The sequence below is a fragment of the Bradyrhizobium sp. USDA 4461 genome (assembly GCF_054055655.1).
In genome coordinates this window covers 915,704-939,895 of record NZ_JBSRXM010000001.1, presented here as the reverse complement: position 1 = coordinate 939,895, position 24,192 = coordinate 915,704, and the positions used below count along the sequence as shown (strand labels likewise).

Annotated in this window: 25 protein-coding genes and 1 pseudogene; 12 read left to right on the top strand and 14 right to left on the bottom strand. The window is 66.2% G+C overall.

The window, feature by feature from the left end:
* Nucleotides 1-44: 44 nt before the first annotated feature.
* Nucleotides 45-413 (top strand): antibiotic biosynthesis monooxygenase family protein, encoded by a 369-nt coding sequence (locus ACVINW_RS04485; RefSeq protein ID WP_456750188.1) that lies wholly within the window; start codon nucleotides 45-47, stop codon nucleotides 411-413.
* 158 nt (nucleotides 414-571) lie between these two features.
* On the opposite strand, the gene ACVINW_RS04480 is transcribed toward ACVINW_RS04485, so the two are convergent.
* The 3 genes and pseudogenes from ACVINW_RS04480 to ACVINW_RS04470 form a co-directional block, all read right to left on the bottom strand.
* Complete coding sequence (locus ACVINW_RS04480; RefSeq protein ID WP_456750187.1) at nucleotides 572-862, bottom strand: hypothetical protein; 291 nt, start codon at nucleotides 860-862, stop codon at nucleotides 572-574.
* 91 nt (nucleotides 863-953) lie between these two features.
* A pseudogene (groL, locus tag ACVINW_RS04475) lies at nucleotides 954-2,602 on the bottom strand (chaperonin GroEL).
* A gap of 162 nt (nucleotides 2,603-2,764) precedes the next feature.
* The gene (locus ACVINW_RS04470) at nucleotides 2,765-3,061 is read right to left on the bottom strand and encodes a co-chaperone GroES (protein ID WP_456750186.1); all 297 of its coding nucleotides are present in this window, start codon (nucleotides 3,059-3,061) and stop codon (nucleotides 2,765-2,767) included.
* A 330-nt stretch (nucleotides 3,062-3,391) separates the two neighbouring features.
* On the opposite strand from ACVINW_RS04470, the gene ACVINW_RS04465 reads away from it, so the two are divergent.
* Complete coding sequence (locus tag ACVINW_RS04465) at nucleotides 3,392-3,910, top strand: hypothetical protein (protein WP_456750185.1); 519 nt, start codon at nucleotides 3,392-3,394, stop codon at nucleotides 3,908-3,910.
* 184 nt (nucleotides 3,911-4,094) lie between these two features.
* On the opposite strand, the gene ACVINW_RS04460 is transcribed toward ACVINW_RS04465, so the two are convergent.
* Together ACVINW_RS04460 and ACVINW_RS04455 are read right to left on the bottom strand one after the other, a co-directional pair.
* Complete coding sequence (locus ACVINW_RS04460) at nucleotides 4,095-4,871, bottom strand: protein phosphatase CheZ (protein WP_456750184.1); 777 nt, start codon at nucleotides 4,869-4,871, stop codon at nucleotides 4,095-4,097.
* A gap of 61 nt (nucleotides 4,872-4,932) precedes the next feature.
* Nucleotides 4,933-5,196 (bottom strand): hypothetical protein, encoded by a 264-nt coding sequence (locus tag ACVINW_RS04455; protein ID WP_456750183.1) that lies wholly within the window; start codon nucleotides 5,194-5,196, stop codon nucleotides 4,933-4,935.
* Between ACVINW_RS04455 and ACVINW_RS04450 the strand changes: the two genes are divergently transcribed.
* Entirely contained in the window at nucleotides 5,180-5,980 is an 801-nt protein-coding gene (locus ACVINW_RS04450) for a L,D-transpeptidase (protein ID WP_456750182.1), read from the top strand. The two genes, ACVINW_RS04455 and ACVINW_RS04450, sit on opposite strands and share 17 nt — an antisense overlap.
* 167 nt (nucleotides 5,981-6,147) lie before the next feature.
* Here ACVINW_RS04450 and ACVINW_RS04445 read toward each other — a convergent pair whose 3' ends face one another.
* The 6 genes from ACVINW_RS04445 to ACVINW_RS04420 form a co-directional block, all read right to left on the bottom strand.
* Nucleotides 6,148-6,984 carry a DUF2076 domain-containing protein gene (locus ACVINW_RS04445; RefSeq protein WP_456750181.1) on the bottom strand — a complete coding sequence of 279 codons (837 nt, stop codon included), beginning with the start codon at nucleotides 6,982-6,984 and terminating at the stop codon, nucleotides 6,148-6,150.
* Nucleotides 6,985-7,211: 227 nt separating this feature from the next.
* Nucleotides 7,212-8,054 (bottom strand): ChbG/HpnK family deacetylase, encoded by an 843-nt coding sequence (locus tag ACVINW_RS04440; RefSeq protein ID WP_456750180.1) that lies wholly within the window; start codon nucleotides 8,052-8,054, stop codon nucleotides 7,212-7,214.
* Nucleotides 8,051-9,097: a glycosyltransferase family 2 protein gene (locus ACVINW_RS04435; RefSeq protein WP_456750179.1), complete on the bottom strand. Its 1,047-nt coding sequence runs from the start codon at nucleotides 9,095-9,097 to the stop codon at nucleotides 8,051-8,053. Before ACVINW_RS04435 ends, ACVINW_RS04440 begins: the two co-directional genes overlap by 4 nt.
* Before the next feature lie 139 nt (nucleotides 9,098-9,236).
* Nucleotides 9,237-10,214 carry an ATP phosphoribosyltransferase gene (gene hisG, locus ACVINW_RS04430; RefSeq protein ID WP_456750178.1) on the bottom strand — a complete coding sequence of 326 codons (978 nt, stop codon included), beginning with the start codon at nucleotides 10,212-10,214 and terminating at the stop codon, nucleotides 9,237-9,239.
* Entirely contained in the window at nucleotides 10,211-11,374 is a 1,164-nt protein-coding gene (locus ACVINW_RS04425; protein ID WP_456750177.1) for an ATP phosphoribosyltransferase regulatory subunit, read from the bottom strand. Before ACVINW_RS04425 ends, hisG begins: the two co-directional genes overlap by 4 nt.
* Nucleotides 11,375-11,674: 300 nt before the next feature.
* On the bottom strand, nucleotides 11,675-12,451 hold the full coding sequence (locus ACVINW_RS04420; RefSeq protein ID WP_456750176.1) for a 16S rRNA (uracil(1498)-N(3))-methyltransferase: 777 nt from the start codon (nucleotides 12,449-12,451) through the stop codon (nucleotides 11,675-11,677).
* A 446-nt stretch (nucleotides 12,452-12,897) separates the two neighbouring features.
* Here ACVINW_RS04420 and ACVINW_RS04415 point away from each other — a divergent pair, with 446 nt between their 5' ends.
* Nucleotides 12,898-13,638 (top strand): hypothetical protein, encoded by a 741-nt coding sequence (locus ACVINW_RS04415; RefSeq protein WP_456750175.1) that lies wholly within the window; start codon nucleotides 12,898-12,900, stop codon nucleotides 13,636-13,638.
* 10 nt (nucleotides 13,639-13,648) lie between these two features.
* Entirely contained in the window at nucleotides 13,649-14,581 is a 933-nt protein-coding gene (gene ubiA / locus ACVINW_RS04410) for a 4-hydroxybenzoate octaprenyltransferase (protein ID WP_456750174.1), read from the top strand.
* A gap of 178 nt (nucleotides 14,582-14,759) precedes the next feature.
* Here the strand turns inward: ubiA and ACVINW_RS04405 are convergent, their stop codons facing one another.
* Entirely contained in the window at nucleotides 14,760-15,284 is a 525-nt protein-coding gene (locus tag ACVINW_RS04405; protein WP_456750173.1) for a DUF6101 family protein, read from the bottom strand.
* Between the two features lie 274 nt (nucleotides 15,285-15,558).
* Here ACVINW_RS04405 and ACVINW_RS04400 point away from each other — a divergent pair, with 274 nt between their 5' ends.
* From ACVINW_RS04400 to lpxK, 6 genes are all read left to right on the top strand, one after another.
* Complete coding sequence (locus ACVINW_RS04400) at nucleotides 15,559-16,947, top strand: TldD/PmbA family protein (RefSeq protein WP_456750172.1); 1,389 nt, start codon at nucleotides 15,559-15,561, stop codon at nucleotides 16,945-16,947.
* The gene (locus ACVINW_RS04395) at nucleotides 16,934-17,743 is read left to right on the top strand and encodes an inositol monophosphatase family protein (protein WP_456750171.1); all 810 of its coding nucleotides are present in this window, start codon (nucleotides 16,934-16,936) and stop codon (nucleotides 17,741-17,743) included. The genes ACVINW_RS04400 and ACVINW_RS04395 overlap by 14 nt, the downstream gene beginning before the upstream one ends.
* A 160-nt stretch (nucleotides 17,744-17,903) precedes the next feature.
* Nucleotides 17,904-18,152 (top strand): DUF4170 domain-containing protein, encoded by a 249-nt coding sequence (locus tag ACVINW_RS04390; protein WP_050628541.1) that lies wholly within the window; start codon nucleotides 17,904-17,906, stop codon nucleotides 18,150-18,152.
* Entirely contained in the window at nucleotides 18,149-18,862 is a 714-nt protein-coding gene (locus tag ACVINW_RS04385; RefSeq protein ID WP_456750170.1) for a lysophospholipid acyltransferase family protein, read from the top strand. The genes ACVINW_RS04390 and ACVINW_RS04385 overlap by 4 nt, the downstream gene beginning before the upstream one ends.
* Nucleotides 18,825-20,159: a 3-deoxy-D-manno-octulosonic acid transferase gene (locus ACVINW_RS04380; protein WP_456750169.1), complete on the top strand. Its 1,335-nt coding sequence runs from the start codon at nucleotides 18,825-18,827 to the stop codon at nucleotides 20,157-20,159. Before ACVINW_RS04385 ends, ACVINW_RS04380 begins: the two co-directional genes overlap by 38 nt.
* The gene (gene lpxK, locus ACVINW_RS04375) at nucleotides 20,152-21,174 is read left to right on the top strand and encodes a tetraacyldisaccharide 4'-kinase (RefSeq protein WP_456750168.1); all 1,023 of its coding nucleotides are present in this window, start codon (nucleotides 20,152-20,154) and stop codon (nucleotides 21,172-21,174) included. Before ACVINW_RS04380 ends, lpxK begins: the two co-directional genes overlap by 8 nt.
* 14 nt (nucleotides 21,175-21,188) lie before the next feature.
* Here lpxK and ACVINW_RS04370 read toward each other — a convergent pair whose 3' ends face one another.
* The gene (locus ACVINW_RS04370) at nucleotides 21,189-21,410 is read right to left on the bottom strand and encodes a DUF2093 domain-containing protein (RefSeq protein WP_456750167.1); all 222 of its coding nucleotides are present in this window, start codon (nucleotides 21,408-21,410) and stop codon (nucleotides 21,189-21,191) included.
* A gap of 229 nt (nucleotides 21,411-21,639) precedes the next feature.
* Here ACVINW_RS04370 and ACVINW_RS04365 point away from each other — a divergent pair, with 229 nt between their 5' ends.
* Nucleotides 21,640-22,428, top strand: a complete 789-nt coding sequence (locus ACVINW_RS04365) for a dienelactone hydrolase family protein (RefSeq protein WP_456750166.1) — start codon at nucleotides 21,640-21,642, stop codon at nucleotides 22,426-22,428.
* Here the strand turns inward: ACVINW_RS04365 and xseA are convergent.
* On the bottom strand, nucleotides 22,425-24,044 hold the full coding sequence (gene xseA / locus ACVINW_RS04360; RefSeq protein ID WP_456750165.1) for an exodeoxyribonuclease VII large subunit: 1,620 nt from the start codon (nucleotides 24,042-24,044) through the stop codon (nucleotides 22,425-22,427). The genes ACVINW_RS04365 and xseA overlap by 4 nt on opposite strands.
* Between the last annotated feature and the right edge of the window lie 148 nt (nucleotides 24,045-24,192).

Here is a 24,192-nt window from a genome sequence, read left to right as displayed (position 1 = left end):
TCACAGCGAAATGACATCATAACACCATATCAACGGAGCCACCCATGCCGCAGATGCGCCCCCTCGACCCCGCTTTCCCGATCGATCGCCAGCTCGCGGTCGATGCCGGCAACATCGTGCTGGTCAACCTGTTCACCCTCGATGCGGCCGACGAGGACACCTTCCTGAAAGCCTGGCAGGACGATGCCGCGATCATGAAGCGGCAGCCCGGCTTCATCTCGACCCAGCTGCACCGCGCGCTCGGCGACAGCCCGGCCTATCTGAACTACGCGGTCTGGGAATCCACCGCCGCCTTCCGCGCCGCGTTCATGAACCCCGAGTTCAGGGCCAAGCTGTCGGCCTATCCCGCCTCGGCGGTGGCGTCGCCGCATCTGTTCCAGAAGGTCGCGGTGGCTGACATCTGCGGGGCTTAGACATGTATCCGTGGCCGACCTCGGTCATCCCCGTCATTGCGAGCGAAGCGAAGCAATCCATCGTGCCGCATATGCGGAAGCGTGGTTGCTTCGTCGCTACCGCTCCTCGCAATGACGGAGCTGCAGATAATCCACCCCGCGATCGAGTCAAAGACCGCTCAACTATGCACCAGCATGCCGACACCAAGCGTGGCGGCGGCAGCCAGGAAGGTGATGTCCAGGAAGCGCAGCGGCGCTTTTGGACGGCGACCGGCAGAACCGGACATGACGTAGTAGAGGCCGTAGGCCGCGGCGACAACGGCAAACGTCAATGTCTGCCGGATCCAGAACGTCAGGACGACCGCAAGATCATCGATTCTGTTCTGGGCATAGGCGCCGAGCGCGAGCGTTGCGCCGATCGCGTAGAACAGTGCCAGCGTTGATGTCAGTGATTTGGCGTCGCGGGACATCCGATGATCCTTACAGCTCGCTCGTCACCAGACTGCAAAAAAGAAGGCCGCCCGGAGGCGGCCTTCGATCTCGACATTGAGCGCGATCGGCTCAGAAGCCGCCCATACCGCCCATTCCACCCATGCCGCCGCCGCCCGGCATCGCCGGCGCCGCGTCCTTCGGCACCTCGGCGACCATGGCCTCGGTGGTCACCAGCAGGCCGGCGACGGAAGAAGCGTCCTGCAAGGCGGTGCGCACCACCTTGGCGGGGTCGATGATGCCCTTGTCGACCATGTCGACATAGTCCTCGGTCTGGGCGTCGAAGCCGAAGGTCTCCGACTTGTTCTCGAGGATCTTGCCGACCACGATCGAGCCCTCGACACCGGCGTTCTCCGAGATCTGGCGGATCGGAGCTTCCAGCGCCTTGAGCACGATGTTGATGCCGGCCTGGACGTCGGCATTGTCGTTGGAGAGGCGGCCGACCGCCTTCTTGGCGCGCAGCAGGGCGACGCCGCCGCCCGGCACGATGCCTTCCTGCACCGCGGCGCGGGGTCGCGTTCAGCGCGTCCTCGACACGGTCCTTCTTCTCCTTGACCTCGACCTCGGTCGCGCCGCCGACCTTGATGACGGCAACGCCGCCGGCGAGCTTGGCGAGGCGCTCCTGCAGCTTCTCACGGTCGTAGTCCGAGGTGGTCTCCTCGATCTGCGCCTTGATCTGGCCGACGCGGGCGTCGATGTCCTTCTTCTTGCCGGCGCCCTTGACGATCGTGGTGTTCTCCTTGTCGATCACGATCTTGCCGGCGCGGCCAAGCATGTTGACCGTGACGTTCTCGAGCTTCATGCCGAGGTCGTCGGAGATCAGCTGACCGCCGGTCAGGATCGCGATGTCTTCCAGCATCGCCTTGCGGCGATCGCCGAAGCCCGGCGCCTTGACGGCGGCGACCTTGAGGCCGCCGCGCAGGCGGTTGACCACCAGGGTTGCCAGCGCCTCACCCTCGACGTCCTCGGCGAGGATCAGGAGCGGACGGCCCGACTGCACCACGGCTTCCAGCACCGGCAGCATCGCCTGCAGGCCGGACAGCTTCTTCTCGTGCAGCAGGATGTAGGCATCCTCGAGCTCGGCGGTCATCTTCTCGGCGTTGGTGATGAAGTAGGGGCTGAGATAGCCGCGGTCGAACTTCATGCCCTCGACGATGTCGACCTCGGTCTCGAGCGACTTGTTCTCCTCGACGGTGATGACGCCCTCGTTGCCGACCTTCTGCATCGCCTGCGCGATCATCTTGCCGATCGCGGTGTCGCCGTTGGCCGAGATGGTGCCGACCTGGGCGACCTCGGAGGAGGCGGCGACCGGCTTGGCGCGCTTCTCGATGTCCTTGATCACGGCGGCGACGGCGATGTCGATGCCGCGCTTGAGGTCCATCGGGTTCATGCCGGCGGCGACCGACTTGGCGCCCTCGCGCACGATCGCCTGCGCCAGCACGGTCGCGGTGGTGGTGCCGTCACCGGCGGTGTCGTTGGTCTTGGAAGCGACCTCGCGCAGCATCTGCGCGCCCCATGTTCTCGAACTTGTCGTCGAGCTCGATCTCCTTGGCGACGGTGACGCCGTCCTTGGTGATGCGGGGCGCGCCGAACGACTTCTCGATGACGACGTTGCGGCCCTTCGGGCCGAGCGTCACCTTGACGGCATTGGCGAGCACGTCGACGCCGCGCAGCATGCGGTCGCGGGCGTCTCCGGCGAATTTTACGTCCTTGGCAGCCATTGTTTTGAACTCCTGGGAAAAGCGTCATCGCTTGCATAACGGCTTTGCCGTTATTGCTCGAGGAGCGGGCCCTTGGCCCGCGTCTCGAAGAATGAATTGTGGATGCTCACCCTTCGAGACGGCAGCTTCGCTGCCTTCTCAGGGGGGCGGAGAGAGGCGCGATCAGGCCAGCACGCCCATGATGTCGGACTCCTTCATGATCAGGAGCTCCTCGTTGTCGAGCTTGACCTCGGTGCCCGACCACTTGCCGAACAGCACGCGGTCGCCGACCTTGAGGTCGATCGGGATCAGCTTGCCGGCCTCGTCGCGGCCACCCGGGCCGACGGCGACGATCTCGCCCTGCGACGGCTTCTCCTTGGCCGAGTCCGGAATGATGATGCCGCCCTTGGACTTCTCCTCGGCATCGATACGCTTGACCACGACGCGGTCGTGCAGGGGGCGGAAATTGGATTTAGCCATGACGTTCCCTCTTGAAGGTCCTCTTGGAGGCTCGGTTTCAGGTCCGGTTCATCGAGACCGGCGTTGAATGCCGGCCCGGTCGGCGCTGGGCAGGACGCCCAACGCATTTAGCAATCGTGGTGCAAGAGTGCTAATTGTGGGCCGGGGAATATGGCTTGGCGCAGTTTCTGTCAAGCAAACGGGTTAAGGCCTTGGTGAGGCCAATATAGGATGGTGGACCAGAAACCAAATCGTAGCGATGACGTAATTTTGTCAGACGTCATTGCTCCGTCTTAAGTTTTACGCTTGGCTGCATGACGGGTGCGGCCGGGACATAGTCGGGGGATACACATGATCAGGTCACTCAACGCGCGATTGGTCGCACGGTTCGCGGCTGTTTCGGCGCTGACGACACTTTTGGGGGCGTGCGGCAGCATGAGCCTGCCGTCGCTGTCGTCGAACCCCGAGCCGGCACCCGTCGAACCGGGCGTGGCCCCGGAGATGCCAGCCTCGATCCGCGCCGACGAGATCGTCGGCCGCTGGGGCCTCGCCTCATTCCAGAATCCCGCCGACCGCGCCCGCACCGAGGCCGCCGCCCGCGGCCAGTGCAAGCAGCCCTACGTGATCGGTGCCGGCCAGAACGGCGGCGTCATCATGCATCTGGCCGACCAGGCCACCCCGCAGGAACTGCGGCTGAAGGGTTCCCCGAGCGGCAAGAACTATATCGGCCCGCCCGGACCCGTGCCCGGCGAGCAGGACCGCGAGATCCTCTCGTTCGACGGCCGGGTCATGATCACCCGCTTCGTCGACAAGGACGCCGCCACCCGCTACGGCAACATGGTCTATGTCCGCTGCGCGCCGCGGGCGTAACGATCGCTGTCATTCCGGGGCGATGCGAAGCATCGAACCCGGAATCTCGATGTAATAAGGTCTCGATGTAACCCAACTTCGAGATTCCGGGTTCGGTCCTGCGGACCGCCCCGGAATGACGGACCAAATCAAACAAAAACGCCGGCCTTGGGGCCGGCGCTTTGTATTCTTCAGATGTGATCACTCAGTTGAACATCGCGTCGATGTCGTCCTGCGAGGCGTGGCCGGCGTCGCCGTCGAGCTTCGGGCCGTTGAGCAGGCGGGCATCGCCCTCGCGGGTGTCGACGATCGCAGGGACATGGCTCTTGATGGCGTCGACGCCGCCCCAGATGTTCATCATCTCGTTGATGTGCTGCTCGATGAACTTCATCGTCTGCATCACCTTGTTGATGCGCTGGCCGGTGAGGTCCTGGAAGTTGCAGGCCTCGAAGATCGAGACCACGCGCTCCTGGATATCTTCGCTGAGCAATTTCTGCTGGTCGGGGGTGACGTTCTTCGACAGCGCGGTCGCGGCCTGGTCGATCGCCTCGACCGCCTCGAGGATCTGCTGGGTCGCCTGTTCGGTGCCGCCGACCACGGCGCCGAGCTCGCCATTGACCTTGGCCATCTCCTCGCCGTTGAAGCTCTTGCCATGCAGCACGGCGATTTCGCGCTTGGTGCGGCTGATCGCGTCATGGATCAGGTCGAGCTCGACCTTGAGCTTCTCGCACTGCTCGACCTGCGCGCGGTAGGTCTCGAGCAGCGCGTGGGTCTCGGCGACTTCGCGGGCGACGGCGGCGTCGACGCTGTCCCCGGTGCGCTGCGCCGGTGCTGCGGCCATCTGGGCGCGGATCGAGCGAAGCTCGGCCATGATCTCGCGATGCATCGGACCGAGATCGGCGCCGCCGGCAACTTCCGGCTCCGGCATCACGACTTCGCCCATCGCCTGTTCGACACGAAAACGCTTACGCTTCACTGACATGATTTTCATTCCCGCCCCTTCACTGAAGTCCGTTCTAGACAGGGCCGATTTAACGTCAGGTTCACGCCGGAACAGATTGACCACGCGGCGCGCGGCGGCCGCGATACCAGCGATTAACCATGCCGCCGCGGCGTTCACGCAAAATAAACGCTGTCCGGCAAAACCGCGCGTCCTTGTCGGGATGGTGAATCGAAACGGCCGTTACGTTTACCAAACCGATGCGGTTTTCATTGCTTATTGACCACGTGCAACGGCGCAGCGCGCGCCTCGCGCAGTCAGTCACGACGAAACCAGTACAGAGTACGTCGATGTTCAGGAAAACCACGCTTGCGCTGCTCGCCGGCGCTTCTTCGCTTGTTGCAATTCCCCAATATGCCATAGCGATCGACGCGGCGGCTCAGCCCGAGCCCACCGTGATCTACGCCAACCAGGGTGCAGCGCAGCCGCCGATGCGCACCGCCTATGTGCAGCCGCAGCTCTCCAACATGGGCGGCGGCTTCATCGAATTCCTGTTCGGCGATGCGCCGTCGTCGCAGGGTTATTCGCCGCAGTATCAGCAGCAGCCCGGCTATTACGGCAACCGCCAGCTGCCGCCGATGGATCCGCAGCAGCAGATGATCCGTCAGCAGGAGGAGGCCGCGGGCGATCCGACCCAGCGTCCGTTCGATCCGCGTTATGAAAAGCAGCTGGTCGACTACAGCGGCAAGGAAAGCGCCGGCACCATCGTCGTCGATACGCCGAACAAATTCCTCTATCTGGTCCAGGGCGACGGCCGCGCGCTGCGCTACGGCATCGGCGTCGGCCGTCCCGGCTTCACCTGGGCCGGCACCAAGACGATCTCGGCGAAGAAGGAATGGCCGGCCTGGACGCCGCCGCCGGAAATGCTGGCGCGCCGTCCCGATTTGCCGCGGCACATGGAAGGCGGCCCGGAGAATCCACTCGGGGCGCGCGCGATGTATCTCGGCTCCTCGCTCTATCGCATCCACGGCTCCAACGAGCCCTGGACCATCGGCACCAACGTCTCGTCCGGCTGCATCCGGATGCGCAACGAGGACGTCATCGACCTCTATGGCCGCGTCAATGTCGGCGCCAAGGTTGTCGTGATGTGAGTGTGTCGTCTACGTAGCCCGGATGAAGCGCAGCGAAATCCGGGACGGCGCCGCGGCTAGCTAGACCTGCCCCGGATTACGCTTCGCTCCATCCGGGCTACGAGCAATCAAATAAAAACGGCCGCTCGATCAGAGCGGCCGTTGGTGTTCAGGCGCCACGCATACGCTTACGCGTAGTTGCTGTCGTCGTCTCCGCCGCCGTCGTCATTGTCGAAGTCGTCGGAATCGTGGTCGTTGCTGTTGTAATTGTCGTCGTTGTTGTTCGAGGCCTGATCGAACAGGCCGGAGCGCGAGCCGCCGTCGCGGCTGGAGCCGATGTCGTTGACCCCGGCGTCGCGGGCGAGGTCGCTCGCCGACTGGTCGCCGCCCCAAGGGCGCGAGCCGCCGCCGAAGGTGCCGGCGTCCGCCAGCGATTGGTGACCGCCGCCACCCATCATGCCGCGGATGCTGGAGAGCAACAGCCCGCCGCCGACCACGCCGGCCGCGGCCGCAGCCGCCGTGCCGAGGAACGAGCCGCCACCGCTGCCGGGCGCGCCGCCGCCGAAAGCCGGGGGCTGCGGGCCGCCGTAAGGCTGGCCGTATTGCTGGGGCGGCTGGCCATAGTTCTGGCCATAGCCGCCGCCGGCCTGCTGCATCGCCTGGCCCGAGTTCCAGACCGGGCGGCTGCCGCCGATATCAGGCGCGCGCACCGGCGGCACCGAACCATGCGACTGGCCCTGTCCCTGGCCGAAGATCGCATCGCGCATCGAATCGAGGAAGCCGCCTTGCTGTTGCGCCGGTTGCTGCTGGCCGACCGCGGCCTCCAGTTCCTGGATCCGGTCATGGGCGCGCTTCAGCGCCTCGTCCTGCACCAGGGCGGTCTGCACCAGCGCGTAGACCGCATTCGGCGCATTGCGCAGGCCCTGCATGATCGCGGACATGGCCTCGCTGTCGCGCGGGGCATTCTCCAGCTTGGCGAGCCGGTCGAAGAGATCGTCGATCAATTGGCGTTCTTGCGGTGTCATGGCGTTCTCCATCGCGTCGATCGAATCGGCGCGCGGCTGATGTAGGACGAGGTTTGTGGCGCAAGGAGTGGGGGCCAGAATTAAATTTATGTATGCGACAATACGACCGGCGGATTTTTGTGAACCCAAAGCGTTTTCGAGCGAAGTGGATACCCGGTTCGCACAGCAATCAAGTTTACGCAGATTGCGTAGACTTATCTGCGGTAGAAAACGCGTCAAAACAAGGGTCAGGCCAGTGTAACTTTATTCAGGGTGAGCAAGGCGGCGAAATCGTCGCTTGCCAGATAGGCATGCTCGGCCTCGCGCTGCGTCGTCAGCGGATCGAGGCTTTTCAGCGTGTCATCGACGAAACCGGGATGGCACATCACGAGCCCGTCCTCGGGCAGGCCCTCGAGGAAGCCGCGCATCAAGCCTGCGAAATCGGTCTCGCGTGTAAAGTCATAGGCGCCGGCGAAGGCCGGGTTGAAGCGCAGGCCGGAGCGCTGCGCCTTGATGCGGAATTGCGTGCTGAGCACGTTCAGCACCAGCGCCTTCGGCGCCGCGAGCTGCCGCGCCAGCGGACCTTCGCGGCCGCATTGCCGCACCCAGGCGTCGGGCGCGCGCTCCTTTACGGCGCGCAGGAAGCCGTCGCGCACCTGCGGGAACAGCTGCGCGTGCTGATGGCCGTCGACAAAATCGGGCGCGCGGCCGAACCAATCGTGGAACGCGTCGAGCTGCGCCAGCACCTCGGCATGAACCAGCTCGGCGTCGAGCCGATGCATCAGCCCGGCGCGCAACAGCCGCGGAAAGGGCAGGAACATGTCGCCGTCGAGCGGGCGGAAATGCATCGTCAGCGGCCGGAACGGCGCGGTCAGCGTCACGTGCAGCCCGATCGCGCAGCGCGGACTTTTCGCGACCGACGCCCTGAGCGCAGCTGCGGCTTCCCGGCCGATCGCCGGCGTCACCATCATCACCGAGGCCGCGTTGAGCCGGCCGCGCTCGATCAGGTCGCGGATCGCGCGGTTGACGCCGTCACTCAAGCCATAATCGTCAGCACACAGCCAGATCCGGCGCGGCGCAGGTTCGCTCATTCGGCAGCGGTCCGCTCGGAGGCAGCTTGCGCCGTGCTGCCGTCGGCGTGCTTCTCGGTATGCTCGGCGACGAAGTAGATCGGCCGCGCCTTCAATTCGGAGAGGATCTTGCCGATATATTCGCCGACGATCCCGATCATGATCAGCTGCACGCCGCCGATCGTCATCATGCCGATCATCAGCGACGGATAACCGGGGACCTGCTTGCCGGTGGTCAGCACCTCCCACAGGATCGACAGACCGAACAGGAAGGCGACGCCCGCGAGCAGCGCACCGAGCAGGCTGGCAAAGCGCAGCGGCGCCACTGAGAACGAGGTCAGGCCCTCGATCGACAGGCCGATCAGCCGGCCGGCATTGAAGGTGGTGACGCCATGCGCACGCGGCGCCGGTTCGTAGTCGACGCGGATCTGCTTGAAGCCGATCCAGCTGGCGAGGCCCTTGAAGAAGCGGTTGCGCTCCGGCAATTGCCGCAAGGCGGCGGCCGCGCGCGGCGACAGCAGGCGGAAGTCGCCGGCATCCTCGGGGATCTGCTGCCGCGCGCCCCAATTGATCAGCGCGTAGAAGCCGCGCACCGACAGCCGCCGCAGCACCGATTCATTGTCGCGATGCGCCTTCGCCGTGTAGACCACGTCGTAGCCGTCATCGATCCAGTGCGCGACCAGCTGCTCGACCAGGGTCGGCGGATGCTGGCCGTCGCCGTCCATGAACAGCACCGCGCCGCGGCGGGCGTGATCGAGGCCGGCCATCAGCGCCGCCTCCTTGCCGAAATTGCGCGACAGCGACACCACCTGCAGGTCGAGCCCATCGGCGGGCAGGCCGCGCGCGATCGCGAGCGTAGCGTCGGCGCTGCCGTCGTCGACATAGACCACCTCGCAGCCGAGGCCGTAGCGGGCGCGCAGCGAGCGGGCGAGGTCGACCAGCCGTTGGTGCAGCGCGCTGAGCCCGGCGGCCTCGTTGTAGACGGGCACGACGATCGACAGACCCTGCGCGGCGGCGGTCTTGGCGGTTGTGGTCAGGCTGGAAACGTCAGAGCCCAGCATCATCGGTCAGGTTCCAGAACTTGAGCGTTTTCCAGCGAAGCGCACGTCCGGCTCGCATGAGGAAAACGCGTCAAAACGAAATTTCATGAACACAATATGGTACCGACCGCCGGCTGTCGCCAACATGAACAGCCCTGTCGACTCATTGTCGCAGGAACATCTCAAGCTTGGCGAACAGCGGATTCTCGCGGTCGAACACGTAGTCCAGCGACACCACCGAGACGGTCTCGGCGCCGTGCTCGCGCAGGAAGCTGCCGAGCGCGTAGAGCTTGCCCGGTGGGCAGTGCAGCGTAAGCATGCCGGACGAGGTCGGGCCGCCGAACGGGGCGACCACGCCGAACCGGTTGTGGGCCTCGGACAGCAGCGCGTCGTTGCAGCCGGCGAAACGGGTGCGGACCTCGCGATACTTGCTGGCGCGGGCACGCGCGGCGATGTGGTCGAGGATGACGCGCGCGGTCTCGCGGGCGCCGGTCGACCAGTCGGCGTCCTTTGAGGCCACCAGATTGGCCTGGCTGCGCAGCATCACGCCGTCGTCGAGCACCTTGAGGCCGTTGGCGGCGAGCGTCGCCCCTGTGGTCGTGATGTCGACGATCAGCTCGGCGGTGCCGGCCGCGGGCGCGCCCTCGGTGGCGCCGGCGCTCTCCACGATGCGGTAGTCGCCGACGCCATGTTTGGCGAAGAAGCCGCGCGTCAGGTTGATGTATTTGGTCGCCACCCGCATGCGGTGATTGTGCTGCTCGCGGAAGCCCGAGGCGACATCGTCGAGATCGGCCATCGTGCGCACGTCGATCCAGGCCTGCGGCACCGCGACCACGACATTGGCATAGCCGAAGCCGAGGCCTTCGATCATCAGCACGCGCCTGTCGGGATCGGGAATGCTCTCGCGCACCAGATCCTCGCCGGTGACGCCGAGGTGCACGGCGCCGCGGGCCAGATTGGCCGCGATCTCGCTCGCCGACAGATAGGCGATCTCGACATTGTCGACGCCCGGGATGATGCCGCGATAGTCGCGCGCGCCGCCGGCCTTCGACAAGGTCAGCCCGGCGCGGGCAAAGAAGCTTTCGGCGTTTTCCTGCAGGCGTCCCTTGGAGGGAACCGCGACGACGAAGGGCGTGCTCATTGGGCGCCTCCGCGCAAGGCCTTGCCATGCCGGGTCATCGCCTCGATCCAGACCGAGAAGCCGACCGCGGGGATCGGGCTCGCTGATCCGAGCTGCGTCATCAGCCCATCATAGCGGCCGCCCGCGACCAGCGGCTCGCTGCCATTGCCCCTGGCGTGCAGCTCGAATTCGAAGCCGGTGTAATAGTCGAGACCGCGGCCGAACGCGGTCGAGAACCGCGTCTTCTGTGTGTCGATGCCGCGCGCGGCCATGAAGCCGACCCGGCTCTCGAGCTGGTCGATCGCGGCGGCAAGATCGAGCTTGGCCTCGGCAGCGAGCGCGCGCAGCTGCGCCACCGCATCGTCGGGATCGCCGGAAATGGCGAGGAAGCGCTTGATGATGGCGACCGCGTCGCGCGGCAGCGCGCCGGCCTTCAGCGTCGATTGCTCGAGAAAACGGTCGGCGATCTCGGCCACCGAGCGGCCGCCGACATTGGTGGTGCCGGCGATCGACATCAGATCGGTGACCAGCGCCAGCGCCGCCTTGCGGTCGGAGCCGGCGAGCGCGGCGAGCACGCCCTCATATTCGTTGCGGCCCGGCGCGGTCGCCAGCGTCAGCTGCTCGATGTCGTCGGTCAGCGAAACCTTGCGGTTGAAATCCTTGATCAGCCGGCGGCGCCACACCGGGTAGAGCTCGAGCGCGTCGATCAGCGCGTTGAACAGCGCGACGTCGCCGGTGCGGATATCGACATCGGTCAGGCCAAACGCCGTTGTCGCCTCCAGCGCCAGCGCCAGCATCTCGGCGTCGGCCGCGGCGCGGTCCTGGCGTCCGAACGATTCGATACCGGCCTGCATGAACTGGCTGGGCTGGCCGTCGCGATAACGGAACACCGGCCCGAGATAGCTGAAGCCGGCCGGCTGGCCGGCGCGCGTGGAGGCGAGGTAGTCGCGCGCCACCGGGATCGTGAGGTCCGGGCGCAGGCAGAGCTCCTCGCCGCTAGAGTCGGTCGTCAGATATAGGCTCTTGCGGATGTCCTCGCCGGAGAGGTCGAGGAACGGCTCGGCCGGCTGCAGGATCGCGGGTTCGGACCTGAGGTAACCGGCCTGCGCGAACGAGGCCAGCAGCGCATCCGCCCAAGAGGCGGATCCGGCGGCGGATCGTGGTGCGGCAGCTTCGGTCATCTCGACGTCCAATGGCCTCGCAATCGCGTTTCGAGGCCGGTTCCATGGATGGTGTTGGCGGAGCCATTAGCATGCCCGATCCGTGGTTTCGACAGGGATCAGCCAAGTGGCTTAATGATTGGGTTCGTTAACGATTTTGCGACGGCTTGGCTAGGGGCAGATGTCTGCCGTCACCTTCCATCGCATAGCGCGCCTGAAGGCCCGTCATCCTGAGAGGTGCGAGCGCAGCGAGCCTCGAAGGATGAATCGGCCACTGGCCGGGCCGTGCATCCTTCGAGGCTCGCCGAAGAGGCTCGCACCTCAGGATGACGGGGAGGTGGTGTTTGGTCCATTTCCCCGCCAATCGCCCAGCGCCGCCTGCACCAGCGCCAGCGCGGCGACGGCGGCGGTGTCGGCGCGCAGGATGCGCGGGCCCAGCGCAAGGCGGAGGATGCTGGGCTGGCGCAGCAGCAGCGCGCGCTCCTCCTCGGCGAAGCCGCCTTCGGGACCGATCAGGACATCGATCCCAGTATTCACCGCCCTTGCCGCTTGCAGCGCCCGGATCGGGTTCGCGACCTCGGCCGCCTCGTCGCAGAACACCAGCAGCCGCGCCGGGGTGCGCCCCGCCAGGAAACGCTCGAGCGGCAGCGGATCGGCCACCTCGGCAAGCGAGATGATGCCGCATTGCTCGGCGGCCTCGACTACATTGGCGCGCATCCGCTCGCCATTGACCCGCGACACCTGCGTGAAGCGCGTCAGCACCGGCACCAGCCGCGCGGCGCCCATCTCGACCGCCTTCTGCACCATGTAGTCGAGCCGGGCATGCTTCAGCGGCGCGAACACGCAAGTGACGTCGGGCAGGCGGTCCTGTACGCGGGTCAGTGCCGATATCGCCAGCGTGTCGGGCCGCTTGCGGCCACCAATCTCCGCGCGCCATTCGCCGTCGCGGCCGTTGAACACCAGCACGCTGTCGCCGGCGCCAAGCCGCAGCACGTTACCGAGATAATTGCTCTGGTCGCGCTCGAGCGTGACCGTTGTACCAGTGCCGAGCGGGGCGTCGACAAACAGGCGGGGGCTGCGAAAATCGTGTTCGGGCATGTTCTGGGTTTCCTGCGGCGTTCTAGCCCGGCGCGGCAGGTTAACCAAACCGGGTGACACCGTAGTCCCTCGGACTCGTCAGGAACCCGGCGGCCGACTAGTAAGGGGCTGTCGATATTATTGCTTCTGTCACCAGTACATTATTGGAAGTCCAAGGGGTCGCTTGCACGCGACCCCTTTTGCTTTTGGGCACGCATGCACGGCCGCGGGTGTCATCAAAAATCCTGTTCAGGCATCTTTGATGGTCCGGTTTTACCGCCGGTCGCCGCCTAAAGGCTTCAAATCCGGGAACAATTTAATGTGGGCGGTGTGGCCCTACGCCGCGCTGTCGCCCAAATCCACGGGTTGTTAAGGCGTCACAGGAATCGTAAAACGCCCCCAAAATTCGTTGCTTCGTTTTTGTTGCGCTGGGGTTGCCTGGACCTTTTGCCGGAGAAACACCCTCGATGATCCGCCGCCTGATCGTGCTGACCGTTGCTGCGACCGCCCTGTCGGTGGGGCACGCCGCTGCCCAGAGCGCTTTTCCGGCTCCGCTGCCCAACCAGCAGGGGCAGGCCGGCACGGCCTCGGATCCCGCGTTCCCGCCGGTCAACGGTGCACGTCCCGCCAGCCGGGCCGGCACCGCCTCGGATCCTGCATTCCCGCCGGTCAACGGCGCGCCGGCGGCCAGGGTCGGCGCGGCGCCGTCGCCATTTCCGAGCGGTGGCGCGGCTCCGATCGCCGGCGGCGGTCTGTCGTCTCCGCCGCCCCCGCCGGGCGCCGGTGCGGGTGGCGAGGCTGACGCCTGCATGAAGAATTTCGTTCCGCTGCGCGAGGATGCGGAAAAGCGCGGCAAGGCGATCAAGGCCGCAAGCGATCGCCACGCCAGCCCGCAGGAGGCCTGCAAGCTGATCGGCAATTACAGCCAGGCCGAGATCAAGATGATCAAATATGTCGACGTTAACGCGGCCAAGTGCGGAATTCCGCCGCAGATCGCCGACCAACTCAAGAACGGTCACAAGAATACCGAAGCGCTGCTGAAGAAAGTCTGCAACGTCGCCGAGCAGGCGGCGGCGCAGCCGCGCGGGCCTGCGGGGCCGTCGCTGAGCGACGTGCTCGGTTCGTCCGCCTCGCTGCCGGAAGCGACCCCGACCAAGAAGGGCGGCAGCACCTTCGACACGCTGAACGGCAACGTTCTCACCCGTTGATGGATCACCCATGAGCGACGTATCCGCCCGCGTTGCCGACTCCACGGGCAACTGGGTGGATACCCATGCACCGGTCTGGTCGCGGCCCTATCTGCGGCTGGCACGCTACGACCGGCCGATCGGCTCCTGGCTGCTGTTGATGCCATGCTGGTGGTCGGCGGCGCTCGCCGCCGGCGTCGCACACGACGTCCGCTCGCTGCCGCTGGTCGTGCTGCTGTTCTTCATCGGCGCCTTCGTGATGCGCGGCGCCGGCTGCACCTGGAACGACATCACCGATCGCGATCTCGACGCCAGGGTCGAGCGCACCCGGTCGCGGCCGATCCCGGCCGGGCAGGTCACCGTGGCGCAGGCGGTGATGTTCATGGTGCTGCAGGCGCTGATCGGGCTTGTCGTGCTGCTGCAGTTCAATCGCTTCGCGGTGCTGACCGGCATCGCCTCGCTCGTGATCGTCGCGATCTACCCGTTCATGAAGCGGATCACCTGGTGGCCGCAGGTCGTGCTCGGCCTCGCCTTTTCCTACGGCGCCCTGATGGGATTTGCGGTGACGCTCCAACGCATCGACACTGCGGCGATCGCGCTCTACGCCGGATCGATCGCCTGGGTGATCGCCTACGACACCATCTATGCCCACCAGGATGCCGAGGACGACGCGCTGATCGGCGTCAAGTCCACCGCGCGGCTGTTCGGTGCCCGCACTCATCGCGCGCTGATGATGTTCTACGGTCTCGCCGTGCTGCTGATCGGCACGGCATTCGCGCTGGCCGGCGCGCGCTGGCCGGCCTGGATCGGCCTTGCGGCGTTTGCGCTGCATCTTGTCTGGCAGGTCCGCCGGCTCGACACCAGCGATGGCGCGCTCTGCCTGCGCATCTTCAAGTCCAACCGCGACGCCGGCTTCATCCTGTTCGCGAGCCTGGTCGTCGACGCCGTGCTGCGCGCGGGGTAGCTCTCAATCCGTCGTCATTCCGGGGCGCGCGAAGCGCGAGCCCGGAATCCATCGGGCCGCAATACTCGTGGTGAAATGGATTCCGGGCTCGCGCCAAGTGGCGCGCCCCGGAATGACGGAGTGATGTCTTGAGTGGCGAACCACCTCACCGTCGTGAAGCTTGAAGCGCGAAACGAACTCAATCCCGCGCGATGATCTCGCGCTCGTCGCGATGCACGCTGGCTTCGTTGTGCTGGACGCCGGCGCGGCGGCGGACCAGGAATTTCGGGCGGCGGGCGCGGATTGCGTTGCGGCGACGGCGGCGCGGGGAAGGCGTTCGCGGTGCCGGCTCGGTCAGTTGCGGCAGGCGGAAGATGTCGCTCCAGGTCTGCCAGGCGGACGTGATCTCCTCGGCATCCGAGCTCGTGCCGAGCGGAATGGTGAGGGCGGGATCGCGGTGGACCAGCACCAGCATCTGCGCATCGTCGATGCCGCGGATTGCGACGCCGAGGAAATCGCTGACCCGAACATTGATTGCCATCCGCATGCCGCGAACGGCACGGCGCAGCACGACATGTTCGCGGTGAAGCTCGACCTGCCGCGTGCCGCCATCCGCGCGCGAATCCTGCGCGTGGAAGGAGAGCGGAAGGGAAAGAGGGTCGAGCCGCATTGCGCAGCTCGACCCGGCGGAATTGATTCCGCTTGTTGGTGTTTGACGCCTCAAAGCTCTGTCTCCCCGCCGGGATTATGTTCCCGGTCGATGGGTGAGAGCCTAGCCGAACGATCGCCGTTCCAGCTTAAAAAGCCTGGTTAATCTCTCCTCACCTCGTGCCATGATTGACAAGAGGTTGGCCCGCATGATTGACGAAGCCTTGCCCCGATCACTCAAATCTTTGTTGCCCGCGGGTGCAAAGTGCTTGAAATCCCTGTGAATCCGGCACATCTGGTGTGGTCTGTTACTTCGTTCCGGGCTCCCCTCAATCCGCAGGAATTCGTTCGTGAACTCTTCACCATCTGAATCGCGACACGGTGATACCTCCGATTTGTTCGATCAATCCGCGCTCAGCGACCTCGCGCAGCGCCTGGTCGATGCCGCCAAGCGCGCGGGCGCCGATGCCGCCGATGCCCTCGCGGTGCGCGGCGTCTCGCAAGGCGTCGAGGTGCGCGACGGCCGTGTCGAGGAGACCGAGCGCTCCGAGGGCGACGACGTCGGCCTGCGGGTCTTCGTCGGTCAGCGCCAGGCGGTGGTGTCGACCAATGAGGTCTCCGGCGAGGGGATCGCAAAACTCGCCGAGCGTGCGGTGGCGATGGCGCGCGTCGCGCCCGACGACAAATATGTCGGCCTCGCCGATCCCGCGCTCCTCGCGCATGATTTCCCTGATCTCGATCTGCTCGACCGCAAGGTCCCGACCACCGCCGAGCTCGAGCAGCGCGCCATCGAAGCGGAGGCTGCCGCGCTCGCGGTCAAGGGCGTCACCAAGTCCGGCGGTGCGTCGGCTTCCACCGGGATCGGCGGCATGGTCCTGGTGACCTCGACCGGCTTCCACGGTTCCTATCTGCGTTCCAGCCACGGCATCTCGACGACGGCGATTTCCGGCGAGGGTACCGGCATGGAGCGCGATTATGATTTCACCAGCGCGCCGCATGCCTCCGATCTCGATTCACCCACGACCGTCGGCCGCAAGGCCGGCGAGCGCGCGGTGGCGCGGTCCAATCCGCGCAAGGTCGAGACCTGCAAGGTGCCGGTGGTGTTCGATCCGCGGGTTGCCGGCTCGATCGTCGGCCATCTGGTCGGCTCGATCAACGGCGCTTCGATCGCGCGCAAGACCAGCTTCCTGAAGGACAAGCTTGGCGAGCAGCTGTTCTCCAAGGATATCCGCATTATCGACGATCCCCTGCGCGTGCGCGGCCTGCGCTCGCAGACTTTCGACGCCGAGGGCGTCAAAGTGAAGAGGATCGCGCTGATCGACGAAGGCGTGCTGACGACCTGGGTGCTGGACTCCGCGACCGCGCGCGAGCTCGGCCTGGTCACGACAGGGCATGCGCATCGCGGCGTGTCGTCGTCGCCGTCGCCCGGAACCTACAATCTGCATCTCGAACCGGGTGCGGTGACGCCGAAGGAGCTGATCTCCGACATCAAGCAGGGCTTCTATGTGACCGACCTGATCGGGTCCGGCGTCAACGGCGTGACCGGAGATTACAGCCGCGGCGCGTCCGGCTTCTGGATCGAGAATGGCGAGATCACTTATCCGGTCAGCGAGGTAACCATCGCCGGCCATCTGCTGCCGATGTTCAAGTCGCTGGTCGCCGCCAACGATCTGGAGTTCCGCTACGGCGTCAATTCGCCGACGCTGCGCATCGAGGGCCTGACGCTTGGCGGACGCTGATACGGACGACTGGACCAAGGCGCGCGACGCCGCCTTGCTGACGCGATCGGTGCAGGAGGCGGGGCGGCTCGCGCTGTCGCTGTTCCGCACCGAGTTGAAGAACTGGACCAAGGGCGCGTCGTCGCCGGTCTCCGAGGCCGACATCGCGGTCAACGACCTGCTGGAGCAACAGCTGCGTTCGGCAACGCCCAGCTATGGCTGGCTGTCGGAGGAGAGCGCCGATAACGAGACGAGGCTCGGCAAGCGCTTCACCTGGATCGTCGATCCGATCGACGGCACCCGCGCCTATCTCGCAGGCCGCGAGGATTGGTGCGTCAGTGTGGCGCTGGTTGAGAACGCATCTCCGGTGCTCGCGGCGGTGTATGCGCCGGTGAGCGAGGAGTTCTTCTTCGCCGCCCGTGGGCAGGGCGCCACCCTGAACGATAGCGCCGTGCACGCAACCGCAGGCACCGAGTTCAATTTTCCCCGCATGGCCGGACCGAAGCCGCTGGTGCAGCGGCTCAGCCCGACCTCGGACGAGATCACGCTGTTTCCGCGGATCGGATCGCTGGCGCTTAGGCTTTGCCGTGTAGCACAAGGTCGACTTGACGCCGGCTTTGCGGGCGGGCAAAGCCGCGACTGGGATCTTGCCGCTGCGAATTTGATCGTGCAGGAAGCGGGTGGTAAGATGACGGAGCTCTCGGGGGACACGATTGAGTACAATCGCCGGGAGGTAACGCATGGGGTGCTGGTGGCAGCGGGACGCGAACGTCATGCACGCATTGTCGAGCATTTTCGCAGCCGCCCATTGCCGTGAGGCTCTACTGCATTGCCAATTGTGACAATCAGACTTGTTGCGACAGAGCCGTGACGACCAGACTTTCGACGATCAGACGATCAGACTTTGTGACGACCAAGACCTGTGACGACCAAGACTTCACTTCTTTGCCGGGCATCTCGTTAGGATAACCACCATCATGTCAGACAATGCCCAGCCGCAGCTGCTTCACCTCGTCATCGGCGGCGAGTTGACCGATCTCGAGCACAACACCTTCAAGAACCTGGACGAGGTCGAGATCGTCGGCGTGTATCCGAACTACGCGACCGCCTACGCGGCCTGGAAGGCGAAGGCGCAGGCGACCGTGGACAACGCCCAGATGCGCTATTTCGTCGTTCACCTCCACCGGTTGCTCGATCCTGAGCAGGACACAAAGCATTCCCATTGAAACGACTTTTTCGCGATCTGCTGCGCAGCGGCTTCGTGCAGCGCGCGCTGGGGGTGCTTGCGGCCGAGTACCTGCGGCTGGTGTGGTACACCAACCGCTTCAGCTACCAGCCGCATGACGTGTACGGGATCGTCGAGCCATTGATGCCGGCGATCTTCGTGTTCTGGCACGGCCAGCATTTCATGACGCCGTTCATCAAGACCAAGGAGAGCTATCGCGCCAAGGTCCTGATCTCCCGCCACCGCGACGGCGAGTTCAACGCGCTGGCGGTGGAACGGCTCGGCATCGGGACCATCAGGGGTTCCGGCGACCATTCCGGCGCGTTCCATCGCAAGGGCGGCGTCGGCGCCTTCCTGGAGATGGTCCGGGCGCTGGAGGACGGCTGCAACATCGCAACCACCGCCGACGTCCCGAAGCGGGCGCGGGTGGCGGGACTCGGGGCCATCATGCTGGCGCGGGAGAGCGGCCGGCCGATCGTCCCGTTTGCGATGGTCACCAGCCGATTCATCCGGTTGAAAAACTGGGATTCGTCCACCATCAATTTGCCATTCGGGCGCGGCGCAGTGGTAGGTATTGAGCCGGTCTATGTGCCGCCCGATGCCGACGCCGCGACGATGGAAAAGCTTCGGCAGCACGTGGAGGATTTGCTCAACGAAGCGACCCGGCGCGCCTATGCCGCCGTCGGGCGGCCGGAGGCAACGCTTGGCTAACTCGCTCCCGATGACGTTGCGTGTCTACCGCAAACTGTCGTCCGCGATGGTGCCGGTCGTGCCTGCCCTGATCAAGCGGCGGCTCAAACTCGGCAAGGAAGATCCCGAACGGGTCGGCGAGCGACGCGGCATGAGCGCCGATACCAGGCCGCAGGGCCCGCTGGTGTGGATCCACGGTGCCAGCGTCGGCGAGGTGCTGGCGGCGGCCGGGCTGATCGAGCGGCTGCGCGCGCTCAATCTGCGCATCCTGCTCACCTCGGGGACGGTGACCTCGGCCGCGATCGTGGCCAAGCGCTTTCCGCCCGACGTGATCCATCAATATGTGCCGTACGACTCGCCGCGCTATGTCGCGCGCTTCCTCGATCACTGGCATCCGTCGCTGGCGCTGTTCATCGAGTCCGATTTGTGGCCGAACCTGATCCTGTCGAGCGCGGCGCGGCGGCTGCCGATGGTCCTGATCAACGGGCGGATGTCGCAGCGCTCGTTCCCGCGCTGGCGCCGCCTCTCCAACACCATCGGAGCGCTGCTCGGGCGGTTCGACATCTGCCTCGCGCAATCGAACACCGATGCCGAACGCTTCGCGGCGCTCGGCAGCCCCAATGTCGTCGTCACCGGCAATCTCAAGCTCGACGTCGCGGCGCCGCCGGCCGATCCGGCCAAGCTGGAGCGGCTGATGTCGGTGACGCGCGGCCGCGCGATCGTGGTCGCCGCATCGACCCATCCCGGCGAGGAAGAGATCCTGATCGAGGCGCACACGTCGCTCGCCAAGTTCTTCCCCGGGCTGCTCACGGTGATCGTGCCGCGGCACGCCCATCGCGGTGAGGCGGTCGCACAACTCGTGACCGATGCCGGCCTGCGTCCCGGCCTGCGCTCGCATGAGGATCTGCCGGTCGCGACCACGGATATCTACGTCGCCGATACGATGGGCGAGCTCGGCCTGTTCTATCGCCTGGCACCGATCGTGTTCATGGGCGGCTCGCTGGTCGCGCATGGCGGCCAGAACCCGATCGAGGCGATCAAGCTCGGCGCTGTCATCGTGCACGGTCCGCACGTGTTCAACTTCACCGACGTCTATGCGGCACTCGATGACGGCGGCGGCGCGCGGCGCGCCGACGATCGCGACGCGCTGGTCAAGCAGCTCGGCCAGTTCCTCGCCGATCCCGCGGCACGCGATACGTCGTTGGCGGCCTCCGAGCGCGTGGTCGAGCAGCTCGGTGGCGCGCTGCAGCGCACGGTGACCGCTCTCGAGCCCTATCTGTTGCAGTTGCGGCTCGAGATGGGAGCCGCCAATGCGTGAGCCGGGCTTCTGGCACCGGCCGCCGTCCTGGATCGCGTTTCTGTTGAGCCCTCTTGCCGCGCTGTACGGCGCGGTCGCCGCGCGGCGGATGCAGCGCTCCGGCAGCGATGCCGGCATTCCCGTGATCTGCGTCGGCAACTACCATGTCGGCGGCGCCGGCAAGACGCCGACGGTGCTGGCGCTGGCACATCTGCTGCGCGAGCTCGACGAGCGGCCGGTGGTGCTCAGCCGCGGCTATGGCGGCAGGCTCGCCGGCCCGGTCAAGGTCGATCGTCACCGCCACACGGCGGCCGATGTCGGCGACGAGCCGCTGATGATGTCGGCGAATCTACCTGTCGTGGTGTCGCGCGACCGCGCCGCGGGCCTGGCGCTGGCGCGGGCGCAGGACGCCAGCGTGATCCTGATGGATGACGGCTTCCAGAATCCGTCCGTCATGAAGGATTGCTGCCTGATCGTGATCGATGCCACGCGCGGCGTCGGCAACGGCCGCGTGATTCCGGCCGGCCCGTTGCGCGCGCCGCTGTCGCCGCAGCTGGAGCGCACCGACGCGCTGATCGTGGTGGGCGAGGGGAGCGCGGCGCAGCACATTGCGGCCGATCTTGCGTCCCGCGGCAAGCCGGTGTTGTCCGCACGCCTGAAGCCGGACCAGGCTTCGCTGGCGGCGCTAAACGGGATGCGTGCACTCGCCTTTGCCGGCATCGGCGATCCCGCGCGCTTCTTCAACACGCTGCGCTCGAGCGGCGTCGACGTGGTGCAAAGCAGGGCTTTCCCCGATCACCACGCCTTCAGCAAGGCGGAAATCGAGCAGCTCGCTGCGGATGCGAAGCGTGACGCCTTGACGCTGGTGACGACGGAAAAGGATCTGGCGCGCTTGCGTGGTCCGGACGGGACGCCGGCCTGGGCGCAGGCGATCGTGCCGTTCGCGGTGACGCTGCAATTCGAGGATGCGGCCGCACTGCGGCGCTGGGTGTCGGATCAGCTGTTCAGGGCAAGGGACAGGAGGTTGCGCAAATGAACCCGGCCTTGCGCCTACGCCTTGACCATGTCCGGATGGTGGCGCTGCAGCACGGCGGTCGGGGTGGCATAGGCCTCCTGCAGGTCAACGCTCCAGTACTTCAGCTCGTCGAGCGGGATCCGGACGTCGGTGACGGCACAACGCACGAAAGTGCCGGGCGAGATCACGCGGAAATCGCCGTCGAGATATTGCACCTGCGCTTCGCCATGGCCCGAGGGACCGAACTTGTTCAGCACGTCTAGACTCTCCGCCTTGCCCCTGATGAGGCAGCCTTAAATGGTCATCAAGCCGTCTATCACAGATAGGGGGGCATGTCCGCCCGTTAAACCACCGACTTGTGATGATTTGGCGGCAGAGGCGCATGGTAGCATTGCAGCCGTGGTCCGCTGTGTTTGCAGCGCCATAACGAGCCGGCCGGATCGGATGCGCCTCACCTCAGTTTTCATGTGCCTGGCGATGCTTGCCATGCCGGCCGCGGCCGCGGCGCCGCTTCCGGCCCCGCACCAGGTCGAGATCCCCGAAGGCAGCCTCACGCTGCACGCACAGCTCTACCGGCCCGACGGCGACGGCCCGTTCCCGACCGTGATCGCGCTGCACAGCTGCGGCGGTCTCGCCGGCCGTTCCGAGCAGGTCGCCCCGCGCTATCGCGACTGGGCCGAGCAGTTGCTCGCGTCAGGCCATGCGGTGCTGCTGCCGGACAGCTACGGCTCGCGTGAGCTCGGCCCGCAATGCCGCATCCGGGAGCATCAGGTCCAGACCCGCCGCGCGCGGGTCGCCGATATCAACGCGGCGCGGCAGTGGCTGGTGCAGCAGAAATGGGTGGCGAAGAGCCGTATCAGCCTGATCGGCTGGGGCAATGGCGCCGCCGCCCTGCTGTGGGCGGTACGGCCGCAGATGTGGTCGCGCAACGTCGAGCCGGATTTCCGCTCGGCGGTTGCGTTCTATCCGGATTGCCGCACCTCGTTCGGCCTCGGCTGGAGTGCGCGGGTTCCGACGCTGGTCCTGATCGGCGCGCGCGACGATGTCACGTCATCGTCGGCCTGCCATCAGATGGTCGACGGCGCGCATGGCCGCAGCGCGCTGGCGAAGATCGTGGTCTATCCCGACGCCTATCACGACTTCGATCGCGCCAATCTGCCGCTGCACGCGGTCGCGGCCTCCGATGTCGACGTCGCCGAGCGCGGCCATATCGGCACCGACGCGGACGCGCGCAAGGACGCGCAGAAGCAAGTCGCCGAGTGGCTGTCGCGCTAAAATAAACTGCCCTGATCGACCGGCTTGGTGACGCGCTTCGGCGCCGCCGGCTTTGCCTCGCGCGGAGGCTTCGGCGCACTCTCCGCTGGCACCGTCGCTTGGAGCTGATCGGCATTCGTGGTGGCGGCGACGCGGCCGTCGGCGAACTCGATCGACAGGCTGGCGTTGGGGCCGACCGCCGCGGCGGAATGCAGCGCGTGTCCGTGCGCGTCGCGCACCAGCGCGAAGCCGCGCGCCAGCACGCCGCGATAGGACAGCGCCGACAGCAGCTGGCTGCGATGGGCGACCCGCGCCTCAAGCCGCTGCAGCGTCGCCAGCAGCGCCCGGCGGGCGCGCTCGGCGAGGCGGTGGGTGCGCTCGAGATCGCGCGCGATCGCGTTGCGCTGGGCCTGCGCATTGGCGAGCCTGGAGGCCTTGAGCCGGATCTCCAGCCCATTGAAGCGCTCCCGCCTGCGATGCAGCAGCGCGCGCGCCGACAGCGCGATACGCTCGCCTGAGACCGTGAGCCGCTGCCTGGCATGCGCGACCTGGCCGCGCAGCACGCCGATGGTCAGCCGCGAACTCGATGCGGCAAAGCGGCGGAAATGCGCGTGCGTGTTGGCCTTCAGCCCGCGCGGCAATCCTGCGGCGAGATGATCGAGCCGCTGCCGCGGGATCGCCAGCAGCTCGTTCGCTGCCGGCAGCGCCCGCGCCGCGGCGCGCAGCTCGGTGCGGCGGGCCTCCTGGGCGCGCTGCCAGCACACCATGGTGCGGCGGGCGAGCGCGGCAACCTCGACGAACAGCTCGCTCCGCACCGGCACCGCCATTTCGGCGGCGGCGGTCGGCGTCGGCGCGCGCTTGTCGGCGACGAAATCGATCAGCGTGATGTCGGTCTCGTGGCCCACCGCCGAGATCAGCGGGATATGGCTCTCGGCCGCGGCGCGGACCACGATCTCCTCGTTGAACGACCACAGGTCCTCCAGCGAGCCGCCGCCGCGCGCGACGATCAACAGATCGGGCCGCGGAATCCGGCCGCCCTCCGGCAGCGCGTTGAAGCCGCGGATCGCGGCCGCGACCTGCTCGGCTGAGCCGTCGCCCTGCACCTTGACCGGCCAGACCAGCACCCGGCGGGGGAAGCGGTCTTCCAGCCGATGCAGGATGTCGCGGATCACCGCGCCGGTCGGCGAGGTGACGACGCCGATCACCTCGGGCAGCCAGGGCAGCAGCTGCTTGCGGGCCTCGTCGAACAGGCCCTCGGCCGCGAGCTTCTTCTTGCGCTCCTCCATCAGCGCCATCAGCGCGCCGACGCCGGCCGGCTCCAGCGAATCGATGACGATCTGGTACTTCGAGGAGTTCGGATAGGTGGTCAGCTTGCCGGTGGCGATGACCTCGAGGCCCTCCTGCGGCTTGAACCGCATCCGGGCATGGGCGAACTTCCAGATCACCGCCTCGATCTTGGCGCTCTCGTCCTTCAGCGCGAAATAGCAGTGGCCGGAGGAGTGCGGCCCGCGAAAGCCCGTGATCTCGCCGCGGACGCGGACATGGCCGAACCGGTCCTCCACTGTCCGTTTCAGGGCGGAGGAGAGTTCCGAGACGGTGAATTCAGGCGCGTTGACGAGATTCGGAGCAGCGGTCATCTGGTCTATAGAATCGGGGTTTTCGACCCCGTGTGCAAGGCCCGGCCGCCGTGTTTCCGGCGTCGAATCACATATCCACATCTGATCGAACCGCGTGTTGCCGCGGTCGGGGAGCGTGCTAAACCGGACCAAACGGCGTTACAACCCC

Bases quoted from the DNA above. Each gene is read 5' to 3' on its own strand.
- ACVINW_RS04435 (WP_456750179.1), bottom strand. From the start codon at position 9,097: ATGATGCTGGGCTCTGACGTTTCCAGCCTGACCACAACCGCCAAGACC.
- ACVINW_RS04445 (WP_456750181.1), bottom strand. From the start codon at position 6,984: ATGACACCGCAAGAACGCCAATTGATCGACGATCTCTTCGACCGGCTC.
- hisG (WP_456750178.1), bottom strand. From the start codon at position 10,214: ATGAGCACGCCCTTCGTCGTCGCGGTTCCCTCCAAGGGACGCCTGCAG.
- ACVINW_RS04465 (WP_456750185.1), top strand. From the start codon at position 3,392: ATGATCAGGTCACTCAACGCGCGATTGGTCGCACGGTTCGCGGCTGTT.
- ACVINW_RS04470 (WP_456750186.1), bottom strand. From the start codon at position 3,061: ATGGCTAAATCCAATTTCCGCCCCCTGCACGACCGCGTCGTGGTCAAG.
- ACVINW_RS04365 (WP_456750166.1), top strand. From the start codon at position 21,640: ATGCCGGCCGCGGCCGCGGCGCCGCTTCCGGCCCCGCACCAGGTCGAG.
- ACVINW_RS04420 (WP_456750176.1), bottom strand. From the start codon at position 12,451: ATGCCCGAACACGATTTTCGCAGCCCCCGCCTGTTTGTCGACGCCCCG.
- ACVINW_RS04390 (WP_050628541.1), top strand. From the start codon at position 17,904: ATGTCAGACAATGCCCAGCCGCAGCTGCTTCACCTCGTCATCGGCGGC.
- ACVINW_RS04485 (WP_456750188.1), top strand. From the start codon at position 45: ATGCCGCAGATGCGCCCCCTCGACCCCGCTTTCCCGATCGATCGCCAG.
- ACVINW_RS04425 (WP_456750177.1), bottom strand. From the start codon at position 11,374: ATGACCGAAGCTGCCGCACCACGATCCGCCGCCGGATCCGCCTCTTGG.
- ubiA (WP_456750174.1), top strand. From the start codon at position 13,649: ATGAGCGACGTATCCGCCCGCGTTGCCGACTCCACGGGCAACTGGGTG.
- lpxK (WP_456750168.1), top strand. From the start codon at position 20,152: ATGCGTGAGCCGGGCTTCTGGCACCGGCCGCCGTCCTGGATCGCGTTT.
- ACVINW_RS04460 (WP_456750184.1), bottom strand. From the start codon at position 4,871: ATGTCAGTGAAGCGTAAGCGTTTTCGTGTCGAACAGGCGATGGGCGAA.
- ACVINW_RS04480 (WP_456750187.1), bottom strand. From the start codon at position 862: ATGTCCCGCGACGCCAAATCACTGACATCAACGCTGGCACTGTTCTAC.
- ACVINW_RS04415 (WP_456750175.1), top strand. From the start codon at position 12,898: ATGATCCGCCGCCTGATCGTGCTGACCGTTGCTGCGACCGCCCTGTCG.
- ACVINW_RS04440 (WP_456750180.1), bottom strand. From the start codon at position 8,054: ATGAGCGAACCTGCGCCGCGCCGGATCTGGCTGTGTGCTGACGATTAT.
- xseA (WP_456750165.1), bottom strand. From the start codon at position 24,044: ATGACCGCTGCTCCGAATCTCGTCAACGCGCCTGAATTCACCGTCTCG.
- ACVINW_RS04380 (WP_456750169.1), top strand. From the start codon at position 18,825: ATGCCGCCGTCGGGCGGCCGGAGGCAACGCTTGGCTAACTCGCTCCCG.
- ACVINW_RS04450 (WP_456750182.1), top strand. From the start codon at position 5,180: ATGTTCAGGAAAACCACGCTTGCGCTGCTCGCCGGCGCTTCTTCGCTT.